This is a genomic window from Paenibacillus sp. NPDC058898 (assembly GCF_049316025.1).
Classification (GTDB): Bacteria; Bacillota; Bacilli; order Paenibacillales; family Paenibacillaceae; genus Paenibacillus_AQ.
In genome coordinates this window covers 274,966-287,054 of sequence record NZ_JBMOSM010000001.1, presented here as the reverse complement: position 1 = coordinate 287,054, position 12,089 = coordinate 274,966, and the positions used below count along the sequence as shown (strand labels likewise).

The 12,089-nt window shown below is 47.0% G+C and carries 8 protein-coding genes; 1 reads left to right on the top strand and 7 read right to left on the bottom strand.

Annotated elements, in window-relative coordinates; genetic code table 11:
• Positions 1 to 14: 14 nt before the first annotated feature.
• On the bottom strand, positions 15 to 1,370 hold the full coding sequence (locus ACOZB4_RS01140) for an amino acid permease (RefSeq protein WP_379405216.1): 1,356 nt from the start codon (positions 1,368 to 1,370) through the stop codon (positions 15 to 17).
• A gap of 282 nt (positions 1,371 to 1,652) precedes the next feature.
• On the bottom strand, positions 1,653 to 6,134 hold the full coding sequence (locus ACOZB4_RS01135) for a glycosyl hydrolase family 8 (RefSeq protein WP_422759449.1): 4,482 nt from the start codon (positions 6,132 to 6,134) through the stop codon (positions 1,653 to 1,655).
• Between the two features lie 199 nt (positions 6,135 to 6,333).
• On the opposite strand from ACOZB4_RS01135, the gene ACOZB4_RS01130 reads away from it, so the two are divergent.
• The gene (locus tag ACOZB4_RS01130) at positions 6,334 to 7,179 is read left to right on the top strand and encodes a helix-turn-helix domain-containing protein (protein WP_379405618.1); all 846 of its coding nucleotides are present in this window, start codon (positions 6,334 to 6,336) and stop codon (positions 7,177 to 7,179) included.
• 85 nt (positions 7,180 to 7,264) lie between these two features.
• Here ACOZB4_RS01130 and ACOZB4_RS01125 read toward each other — a convergent pair whose 3' ends face one another.
• The 5 genes from ACOZB4_RS01125 to ACOZB4_RS01105 form a co-directional block, all read right to left on the bottom strand.
• Entirely contained in the window at positions 7,265 to 8,041 is a 777-nt protein-coding gene (locus tag ACOZB4_RS01125; protein ID WP_379405212.1) for a hypothetical protein, read from the bottom strand.
• A gap of 195 nt (positions 8,042 to 8,236) precedes the next feature.
• Positions 8,237 to 8,947, bottom strand: coding sequence for an alpha/beta hydrolase (locus tag ACOZB4_RS01120; protein WP_379405210.1), 711 nt, complete (start codon positions 8,945 to 8,947; stop codon positions 8,237 to 8,239).
• A gap of 124 nt (positions 8,948 to 9,071) precedes the next feature.
• Positions 9,072 to 9,449, bottom strand: coding sequence for a c-type cytochrome (locus tag ACOZB4_RS01115; RefSeq protein ID WP_379405208.1), 378 nt, complete (start codon positions 9,447 to 9,449; stop codon positions 9,072 to 9,074).
• A 32-nt stretch (positions 9,450 to 9,481) separates the two neighbouring features.
• A complete protein-coding gene (locus ACOZB4_RS01110) occupies positions 9,482 to 11,194 on the bottom strand; it encodes a GMC family oxidoreductase (RefSeq protein WP_379405206.1) in 1,713 nt (570 codons plus the stop codon).
• A gap of 30 nt (positions 11,195 to 11,224) precedes the next feature.
• Positions 11,225 to 11,986: a gluconate 2-dehydrogenase subunit 3 family protein gene (locus tag ACOZB4_RS01105; RefSeq protein WP_076323384.1), complete on the bottom strand. Its 762-nt coding sequence runs from the start codon at positions 11,984 to 11,986 to the stop codon at positions 11,225 to 11,227.
• Positions 11,987 to 12,089: the final 103 nt, after the last annotated feature.

The following is a 12,089-nucleotide window of genomic DNA, read 5'->3' as shown; positions in this document are numbered from 1 at the left end:
AGCCCGACATCCACTCAGTTATGCGTTTCTGCCTCTTTTTTGAATTTCATGATGGACCAGACAACCAATAACAGAAGAACGGACAGACATACGCTGATGCTGACCCGATTCTGTCCATCGATGAGGAAGAGGATCGTGATCACCGATAGACAAAGCGCAGTAAACGCAGTTACATAGGGGAAGCCCCATACCTTAAAGCTAGGCTGCACCGGATAAGCTTTGCGAAGCTTCAGCTGGGAGAAACAAATACAGATCCATACCAGCACCACAACGAAGCCCGGAACCGCCATCAGAACCCGAAACAGTTGGTCCTGCGCGATCAATCCAAGCAAGGAACCCGCTAATAGTATGATTGCGCAGAGTTTCAACGTATTGAGCGGAATGCCTTTGCTCGTGGTCTTAGCCAGGCTCCTTGGAGCCTCCCCGGCAGCAGCCATGGAATAGATCATGCGCGTCGCACCATAAATGCCGGAGTTAGCTGCAGACAGTACGGCCGTTACCAATATGAAATTCATGATGTGGGCGGCTCCCTGCAATCCCGTAGCGGACAACACTTGCACGAAAGGACTTGACTCTCCCCCCAGCTGGTTCCATGGAATCAATCCGCAAATAATCAGGAGCGGCAGCGTAAAGAACAAAATCACCCTTAAAATAAAGTTGCGTACAACTTTAGGCAGGATTTTCTCCGCATTCTCGGTCTCGGTTAATGTGAGACCTATCAGCTCGGAGCCTCCATACGAAAAGGTGACGACAAGCAGAGCTGAGAATATGGCAAACCATCCGTTTGGCAAAAACCCGCCGTGAGCAGTGAAATTTTGAAGGTACGGGGTGTCCGAACTCGGAATAATGCCAAACATCAGAAAACTTCCCAGCACAATAAAACTAATAATCATGGCGATTTTTATTCCGGCAAGCCAGAATTCCACTTCGCCAAAACTTCCAACACTCATCATATTGATTAAAATAATGAGTGCCGCACTTGCTAGGCTCAGCAGCCACAGCGGAACCTCCGGAAACCAGTATTGCAGAAAGCTGCCTGCCGCAATCACTTCAATCACGCATACCGACAGCCACATGAAACAATACATCCAGCCCATGACAAAAGAAACCCGCTTACCAAAGGCTTCGCGAACAAAATCCTTCATATTGCGGCCCGGATACACCGTAGCCATTTCCGTCATCGCTCCCATAACGACCAGAAGAAGCAGTCCCGCAAAGATATAAGAGAAAATAACGCCCGGACCGGCGAGACTGATCGTCTCGGCACTTCCTTTAAATATCCCGGTGCCGATTACACCGCCCATCGCCATAAAGCTGATATGCCTTGGCCTCAATTTCTTCTGTAATGAAACTTCATCCTGTTTTGCCATTCACATATCCCCCTGATGACTTTCAAATAAACCTATTGATAAGTATAACCTTTTCTGCTAAGGAAACAACTTAAGAAATTCGCAAAGTGAATGAGGAAGTACGAGAGCTCTAATGCCTCATATTCTTTAATAAACGGTAAATAGGTTGTTCCTGGAGCGGATCATAAAGAGCCCGGGGAGGTCCCGGGCTCTTTATTCATTCGTTATGATTATTGCTAGCTCATACCATCACTGCTTCAGTGACGGACAGTACTTCATTGTTTGATCATCATCGCATTACATTTATTGCTTCCCAGTTGAGACGATTCTGACATTGCTGATTTTGGACATGTTACCGGAAGTATCGTACGCAACGATAAAATATTGATACATTGTATTTGGCGTCAAGCCGCTATCCTTATAATCCGTCGTATTCGACGTTCCAATGACGGTATTATTCCGATAAACCTTATACTCTGCAATGCCCGCATTATCGAATGAAGGAGTCCACTTCAATTCCACCGATGAATCGGATACGGCTACCGCTTCTTCGATGGTTGGCTGCATCGGCGCTTCGGTATCCGCGATGGTCGGTGACCACCAGTTACCCGAAACGACAATCATGCTTAGGAGACGCAGCGTATTCCCAAAGTACACATCATCATTCGTGGAGATGGAGGCATTGTGGTCCCATAATCGGTTGAGCCACTCCTGATTCGCCGGATTTATCATGGCGCTGACCATCATCGGCGCAGAAAATGAAGTATCCGTATAATCCACGAGCGCTTTTGATCCATCCAGCTTGTAACCACCATATATTTTACTTGGATCATCCCCGGTCACTTGGCGAATCCATGACGTCATTTTATTTAGCTGCTCCTTGGCACGAGTTTCCCCTGTCATGAGAGCGTCCGTACCGATCCGCCAAGGAATACGTGAAGAGTTATAACTATAGTCCCCGTCCGTTTCAGACTCCAGGAATGTTGAATCTGCCGGAGCATAGCTGCCGTTTTTCTTCACCACAAAGTCAGGCAGCAGCCCCGCATTCGGACTGTACTTTTTGTATAATCCCTCACTGATTGAATAGGTTTTGTCGATGACGCGGTCCCAATTGGCGTCTCCGCTCGCGTTTTTGAAGTCTTTCAAATGCTGAAGCATAAAATCGGAAGGACGCGTAGCACTGCCATATTTAGCATCGTCGTCGCTTACCCAATCTGCAAGCTTCAATGTCCACTCAGCATGATTAACATCACTCTTCATGATCGCGTCAATTACTTTTTTGGCTTCGGCCAAGTAATTGATCTCACCATCGCTTCCCCACTGGCGATCCGCAAGGAGCAACGCATATGCGATATCCATATCACCGTCCGTGGCCGAATCCACGCCGCTGACATCCACGACGGCCTGACCTGTATCGCCCTGCTTCCAAGCCATAAGGTCCGGGTTGATCTTACTTGGATGTGCTCTGAAATATCGATATAGTCCGTCAAAATAAGCCTTAGCTTTAGGATCATGGCCCGCCATATGTGCGGTGATCAGCATCCCGTATCCGTGCGCTTCCGAAACGGTCATCGCTTGATACTTGACATTAAGCTCCTTGTCAAACTCTTCTTGGAACCAGTCCCCGTCGGCATACCAGACGTAGTACTGATCCGGCTCCGTAGATTGAAGATACGGCTTCTTTTTCAAGTATTTCTGCTTCCACTCATCATACAGCCGGGCAACGGTTGCATCCAGTTGCGCTTGTTGCATATGATTTGGCTTGATCGAGCCGGAGGTGTAGGCCGTATGCTGCGGAAACGGCTTGTAAGGCCCGGTGCCTTGTGAAGAAGACATCGTTTTCAAGCGGATTTCTTCAGACGGCAGCGATTCGACTCCTTCCGCGGTAACGGCCGTCACCTTGTACCGATATTCCGTGTCAGGCGTCAGCCCGGTATCGGTATATGTTATTTCCTTGGTTGTTCCAACGTGACTATCGTTGCGGTAAACATGATAACGATCCGGCGCCTTGCCGGATGGCGCTCTCCAGGTCAGGTCAATTTGGAAAGGAGACACGCCTTTGCCCGCCAAACCATCCAAAGCGGATGGAGGCTCATTCCCCTCGGTCTGATTCGAGGTGCTTACCGTGACTGGGCTGGAATTGTCTCTTCTGCCAACAGACTTGATCACCAGATTATATTGGATATCCGGATTCAATTTGTCGATAACAACACTGTACTGCGACGTTCCCGACTTCACTGGCACATAGAGGCTCCAATGCTTGCTGATCTTGTCATCCTTTTCGTAAATACGAAATCCTCTTACCTGCTCTTTACTTGAGGACGGCGCCTTCCAGGTCAACGTAGCTTTGGTACCTTGGAGTTTAACCTGTGCTCCCTCCACCGGATCCGGTTTGGTGTCTGTTCGTTTAATACCGTAATGATCGTACACCTTCAGCCCATTTTTCCCGTATCCGCTCTTTCCTTCATCTTCAACAGCGGCCGTATAGGCATCGAATTTCAGAATTTGATCTGCAACCGACACATCCGTAAACATTTTTTTCTTTGGCTGGTTATTAATCGCTGCGAAATAGTCGTCATACGGTTCATTCTTGTAATAAAATTTGTTTCCAAACGCATTGGACATCAGATACACCGTTCCTTGAGGATTGACGACGTTGCCTGCTTCGTCTTTTTCCAGTTTTTTTGGATCGATGACCTTGTCCCCGTACATTTGGAAGGAACGCATATACATATGATCGTGAGCCTCAAACACCATATCGATGCCGAGCTCGTCAAAAACAGGAATCAGATTTTTCCTGTAAAATTTAACGCGATCTCCTTCCCATTGCGCGGAATTATCGCCAGCTGCATAAGGCGCTTTGTGAAGCGTCACGAATTTCCACTTCTTGTCGGTCTTCGCCACCGTATTCCGCATCCAATCAATCTGGTTCCAAAACTGTTCGTGCTGATCATCATCCCAGTCGACGGAGCCGTCTTCGTTCAGCTTGCCGTCAAACTGCGAGTTGTACACCATGTAAAGCGCGTCGCCGTATTCAAAAGAATAGACCGAGCCATCATGTGTCGCATCCACCACTTTCCGTGGCAGATTGAAATGGTTGTAAAAGTTATTATTCGGCGTTGTGGCATCCCCGTCCCAATCCGATACTTCGTGTCCGCCCAGTACGGGTACAAATGGCACTTTCATCAGATGCTCCTGCGCGAGCCCGAGCATCCACTGCCACTGCTCTTCCAGGTCGCCATTATCAACCAGATCGCCGGCATTGATCAGAAATTTGGGGTTACCAATATGTTCGTAAGCTTTCTTGAAGGTATCTGCCCATGGTTCAAAGCCTGATTTGCTCGAGGCCTGAGAATCGGCTCCCACGATAAAGCGATATGGCTGCGGTGTCGCTGTATCGGTTTTAAACGATCCCACGGAGCTCCAAATCGAACCGTCGCCTACTCTGAATACATAATCGGTTCCCGGCTTTAATCCATTCGCGCTTGCTTTATGGCTGAAAAACTTTTTCTTCTTACCCGTCGTTCTGTCACTCTTAGTCATATAAGTCGAAATCTCCTCGGAAGTTCCGGTGAATTCAAGAACACCCTCTTTCGGAAACACGTTACCGGTTCCCGTTGATTCGGCTACCTGGACTTTCGTTCCGGCCGAGGTATCCGTGTACCAAGCGAAAGCCATGCTTGTTTTAGGATCGCCGTTCAAGGTCATGTTAATGAGTTTCGGCTGAGAGACTGCTCCTACAGTCGTAAAGCTCCATTCGATATTTCGAATCAGGGGAGAGCCGTCTTTTCCTTGGACCGCGGTTTGGGGAATGGTAACCCTGTAGCTTTTCCCTTGACCTAATCCGCCATGCCCCATGCGCAAGGTCGTTTGGTTTATAACTTCGACGGCAAGGCTTGGAACAGGCTGATTCTCGCCATCCCGAACCGTGATGTCCTGTTTGGCCGTTACCGTGATCGGTTTATTAAACTTAACCTCAATCGGCGTGGTCACGGCAACCTTTTCCGCACCTTGCTCCGGTACATAGGATACGTCGATGGTAGGCTGTTCAGGCGTTGTTCCGGAAATCGGTTCTCCGGTTACGCGAATGTTCCGGATTTTACTGGAACCTCCCGATCCAATGCCTTTCGGATTATCTTTAGGGTTGGTTGGCTTATTAGAGTTAACCACCCAGCGAATATACAGCATTTGCTTATCGTCTGCATTCGGCAGGGAGACGTTATTAAGTATGCAGGATTGATTCGGACAATTGTAACTTGAAACGATATTCATCTGAACCGTGCCTCCCGGGACGTCTGTCCATACCGTTCGGTCGGTACTTACCTGTACTTTGAAATCGTTAGGAGCGGAACCCGAAGAGCTTTGCTCCGAAGATAATTTGATATTCTTGTAGGCTGAGGTAGAAACCATGGCCAACCAATATTTCTTGCCCTGGCCGTTATCCCAGCCCTGGTAGCTAATATCTTGGGCTTTACTGTCGTAGTATTCAAAATATCCTCCGACCTGTTGCAGATTGGAGGAAGACTTGTTGAGCCCTCCGGTTGCAGGATGGATGCCTCCTTCTCCCTTGTTCTTGAAGACCCATTCGGCGATTAAGGCCTCGGCCGCTTTCCCCGACCCACCGGAGGCTAGCTCGGGCTTACCCGTCACGGAGTCGGCATATGAATTTGCCGGCAATGTCCAGGGGATCAACAATAATGCTAAAAACAATAAGAACATTTTTTGCGGATTCCTTCCTCTTTTCTTCTTGATTCGCATGCTTTGCACCCCTTTCCCGTTCAACATGAACGGTTTGGCTTGAGGATTCGATATGAATCCCGCCTTCTTGAATATATCCGATGTTTTCTCAGGATTCTCGCGGAATCTTATTTAAAAATGGCCCTTTTCAACATATATTGCTGTTATTTTGATTAACAATTCAATCGGCTTCGGGTACAATGAGGACATCATGACATAGCTGGATTTTCGTGAGAGGTGATTTGACATCAACTTTTTTTGCTCCGATCCCTTTTATATCAGTCGAGAGAGCAAATCCCGATCGAGTATTCCTTCATTCCACTATCACGACGCTTATGAAATTCTGTATATTGTCTCTGGCGAGCTGCATTATTGTATTGGAAGTCAGCCGTTTCAGCTTGTGGGCGGTTCCATGCTGCTCATTCGTAAGAATGACGGACATCGTCTGATCAATCCTAACGGTGCGCCATTTGAAAGGGTGACCCTGCTCTTCCAAGAAGATTTCTTAGGTGGGTTGTTGACCGAGGATTCGTCTTTTCATCCTCTCTCCCCTTTCCAAACAGGTTCCGGCTCCATCCGGTTAAAGGGTCAGGAGCAGGGGTATGTCGAAGGGATTTTTGCGAAGATGGCCGCCGAATCGGCAAACGGATTTCCGGAGTCGAATTTCTATCTCAAAATCCTGTTGTCCGAGCTTTTGGTGTTCATCCACCGCATTCTAAACAGCGGCCGTCAATACATAAATGCCTCAACCAACCAAGTTCATCAGCGTATTTCCCATATTGCCCACTTTATCAATCACCACTACGATCAGCGCCTGACATTAGAGGAACTCACCAGCCGATTCCATGTAAGTCCCTCCCATCTTAGTCGAACCTTCAAGGAATCAACAGGGTTTACCCTGATCGAGTATGTGAATCACGTACGGATCAAGCAAGCGTGTCATTTGTTGAAAGAATCCCATTTACAAGTTTCCGAAATCGCCGAAAGCGTCGGCTTCGACAACTCCACCCATTTCGGCCGCACGTTTAAAAGCATAATCGGTCTCTCTCCCCTGAAATTCCGTAAAAATCATCAGGCGGATATACGGCCGTAAACAACAAAGAGCCGAATTCCTTTAAGGGAATTCGGCTCTTTGGAACGTATGTTATGAGTACACAGACAACAGTTAGTAGTGCAAACTAATCCAAGTAATTGTAATATTCGATAATATCCGCTATCGTTTGCTTCTGATTCTTGGTTAAAGTGTAGTCTGTCGATTTATTGGATATATCCTCAAATCGTACAATGATTTCATCATTTGCTGGAATCACGTTACCAAGTAGGTCTTCCATTTTTTTATCTACATTTATATCCACTATTTCTGTCATTCCGGAACCAAAAAGATCCACATCATTCACTTTATCCATCGGGTTGAAATCAAGCTCCTGCAATTTGTCTCCTGCACGGACCTTCACTTTGGTAAAAACAAATAAGGCTTTTTTTGCGTCCTCCTGATACCCAACTCGTAAGATCATGTATTTTTTGGAATCCTTTACGCCGATGTAAGGATAGAAGCTCAAGCCTTTGGTAACACCCGCGGATGGTGAGATAAAGGTAATATTTTCGACTTTATCTTCTTTAATTTCAAATTTGGACTCCAGTTCCGTTTTCCGATTCTTGATCTTAGACTCTATGTCGGTTTTCAGTTTCGTATATTCATCCTTTTTTTCAGCTTTAATAGCTTCGTCGACTACTACATTGGCTTGAACATAGTTTCCATTTTTGAATAAATCCTGTGCTTCGTCAAATTTGGCTTCATGATCATCAGTCTTGCCAGCACTTGCACTCTTCGCTGTTGTGCCGTTACCTGGATCGGATGAGGAATTGTCGGATAATCTGCCAATGACAAAAAGAACGACAAGAACCCCCACAATTATTAGCAAAATCTTTTTAAACTTCGACTTTTTTTTCTCCACTGTTACATTTTTCCCCCTTAAGGCTTATGAAATATAGTTCTATAGTATCATCGAACTATTCCAATATCAACCGTTTGAGAGATTATAAACCAAAGAGTCAAGTATAACCTTATATGACGTTGCCAATACTGTTAGCTACTAGTTTTATATTTCACAAGAATTCTAATAGTTTACATAATATTTTTTATGTAATATTTAGTTTCCAGGGTACAACTCGTGGATTTTGGAAACCAGATCTACTGAATTGGTATGGAACGCTTCGTTTGAATCCATCCATACCGATTTCAGAAAATAAGAAGCATGAAACCGCCATCCCTGATGGTCCGGATTAAAATCCAGTTGAATCTCGCGCCCCGGACTTCCCCGGTACACCCTGGAACCCGGCTTGCGCCAACCGCCAATTCTAGTGATCCTGTCCGGATTCTGGCCCGTAATATATGTAAACCGTTCATTGTAAGGGATGTCCTTCAAATAAAACTTTGGACACCCCACAGCAAATACATGGATACCCCGAAAGTCGTACTTCTCCTCCAAATAAAGCCCTGCCTTGTAGGCGACCACGCCTCCAGCGCTGTACCCGATCAGGATCAGCTGATCCGTATCTGCTGCATGCTTGCGGATGATCTGCCCAGCGTTCACTACCCGGCGAGACTGCTCGCGAACCAAGTCATAGCCAACTTGAGTAAGCTGCCGGGCTAGCAGATGGATTAACGAGGAACCCGCTATGCCGTTTGCCATCCCATACGGAAAGATCACTACAATTTTGGCATTTGGATATCTAAGAGCAATCTCGCTTGCAGCGTCTTCAAAATTATTTCGATAGGTCAGGACACCGGCAAAAAAGAAAACCACCGTTTGGCACTTTAGCGAACAAGTGCTATAGGAGGATACGAACGTCTCTGTCATGGCTTCACAGTCCCCCTCTTAAAAAGTGTTCCCAATCTTCCGTACATATGAAGAACCCCCATGATAACAATGCGATATCTGCATTGTAGCATGAGGGTCCTCATTATTTCATATTCTATTCACCTTACTTTTTGGCGGACAACCATTCAGATAACACATTAATTTCGTCAGCGGAGAGCTTGCCTTGGAATGCCGGCATTCCATTTCGGCCATTCGTGATGATGGCTGAGATTTGGCTGGCATCGTATTTGGCCCCTACATTTTGCAGGTTTGGAAAATTCCCACCTCCGCTTAAGTCCGTCGCGTGGCAAGCCATGCAGTTTGCATTGTAGAGCGAGGTTGCTTCTGCATTCGTCGCATCCCCGCCGGTTGTACCTTCCTGTGGAGCTTGTCCGCCGTTTTCTGTTGGGGCAGGCTCTGATGTGTTTTTACCTCCACATGCCACCACACCAAAAGCAAAAGCTGACAAAAGCATGACAAACAGCAACCCTTTTTTGAACATGTTTGAAACTACCTCCTTTTGTAAAATGCAAGTTATACGAGCAACCCGCCCTTTTTGCTGTATTCGAGGATTCCGTCCGCTGCGCGATACGCAAGAGCGCCGACCGTACCTGTCGGATTATAGCCGCTATTATGCGGGAAAGCGGATGCACCCACGACAAACAAATTTTCCATATCCCACATTTGCATGTAGTTGTTGATGGCTGAATTGCCAGGATTCTCACCCATAATAACCCCACCGGTATTATGAGTCGATTGGTATGTCGTTATTTCGTAAGGTCCCAGTTCCTTCAACTTCATAATATTCTGGGCCCCCATCTCCTGCAGGATCTCCGCGCAGCGATCAGAGAGATACCTCGCCAACTGACGGTCCTGCTCTTCGAAATCGAACGTGATTCGAATCAACGGATCTCCGTATGCATCCTTGTAAGTGGGATCCAAGTCTAGGTAGTGATGCCGATAAGGCATAGAAGATCCTTGGGAGCCCACGGACAGCACGCTGTTTGCATACTTCAAGGAATTCGCCTTAAACTCTTTTCCCCAACGCGGTGTATCCTCCGGAACAGGATTGTTCTGAATGGGTCTTTGTCCTGTTACCGTATGGGCGATGTTCCCCCCATGTATGAACTTCAGATCCGAGTGATCAAAATTGTCGCCGTTATAATCGTCCAAGCCCATTCCTAAGCTTCCCGCTCCGGCAAACAGATTGAATTGATCCTCAAAAAATCCGGCGGCGTTCCCCTTGATGACCTGATAAGCATAGTTTTTGCCAATCACACCTGTTCCGCTGGACGAGTCGTACGGTTTACCGATCTTAGAGAGAAGCATCAAACGAGTATTATTAAATACATACCCCGTTGAAACGACGATATCCGCTGGCTGTTCGATTTCCTCTCCCGTCGTTAGATCCGTGTACATGACACCCGTTGCCTTACCTCCCGTATGCAGGATTCGTCTTACATAGGAATGCGTCCGGATTTCGAACTTTCCGGTTTTTTTGGCAACAGGAATCACGGTAACGACCGGATCCGCTTTCGCCCCGTATTCACACCCAAACCGCTCGCAATACCCACAATACTGACAACCTGCACGGGCAATGCCATCCGGATTCGTATAGCTTTCCGACAGATTGGCTGAAGGCACCGTATAGGGATTGAGCTTCAGTTTTTTCGCCGCTTCTGTGAACATCTTCATGGATGGCGTGTGAAGCATAGGCGGTGTTGGGTAAGGATTCGAACGTTTCCCTGCCAAGGGATTTTCCTCGCCGGAGATGCCGGTCGTCTTCTCAAACTTATCAAAGAACGGCTCAAGCTGATCATAGGTTATACCCCAGTCCTGGATCATCATTTCCGGCGGTATTTTATCTTTCCCATATCGTTCTTCCGTCATGCTCCGAATTTTAAAATCGTAAGGCAAGAAACGGAATGTTTGCCCGTTCCAGTGCACCCCGGCTCCTCCCAATCCCTCGCCTAACAAGAACGAGCCATATTGCCTCATTGGAAGCGCACGTATTTTTTCAGTGCTTCGAAATGTAATCGTTTCTTTGGAGAGGTCCTGCATTAAATCGTACCGAAGCGCATAACGGAGTTCATCGTGAGCCATGTAATAGTCTTCCGTCACTCTTTCTTTACCGCGCTCCAATCCGACAACGGATAAACCGTTCTTGGTCAGTTCCGAAGCGATAATGCCGCCAGCCCAACCGACGCCAATGATGACAACATCCGTTTTAGGTAATTTTTTAGCCATATCTATACTCCTCTCGCTAATCGTGAGCCGTTATAGGTGATCTTTTAAACTCTTAGGCGGGATGACGGTAAAATTCTTCTCAATAATATTCGTGTAAGCCATTTGGTTACCCGGATATTGCCGCATCGCCCAACCCTGCATATTTTTATTGCCACCATATAGCGGATCACTGTAAACACCTTCTAATGTGCTGCTGCGGAGCAGGTTGAAGAACCCGCTGGCTGAGATCGTTGTCAATTTGACCTCATCGTTCTGAAAGGCTGTTAACACGGCATCCTGTTCCTCTGGCGACAGGCTCGGGAAATCTTTCTGATAATTTTTTTGGCTGTAGTTCTGAATTTCGCGCAGCCCAATGTAGAAAATCTCTCGTCTTCTTAATCGTCCCTGATAACCTTGCGTTTTCTCTCCAACATAAAAAGGCGGCTGCATGTAGTCTCTTGCATTAAAACCCCAATCACCGGCCAACTGGTGGTCGATGAAGAATGCAGCGCCAAGTTCTTTGGCGCCAGGACCATTGTCATCCGCAGGAAATATACGCTCTACGGCTGCTTCCGTGATCCGGTATTGTTCCTGGTTGAAGAACATTAATGCTTGATTGTAGTTGTTTTCATTCGTCTCAGGAGCTGGCACTGCAGGCTGAGTTGCCCGCTTCGGCAGCAGATAACCGAGTACCCCGCCCAGCACAACACCTCCCACGGCATACCCGGAGTTTCTCAGAAACTTTCGCCGTGACATCGTCTGTGAGCTGCCAGACTTCGATGGTTTGGTTTGTTGTTCGTCTTGTTCGCTCAAACTCTCAGCCCCCCTACTCTTTATCATTTGGAATAATGGGTATTGTCCCCATCAAAATTTCATTCATACATTATTCTCCATCCGGGCATGATAAAAACACTAA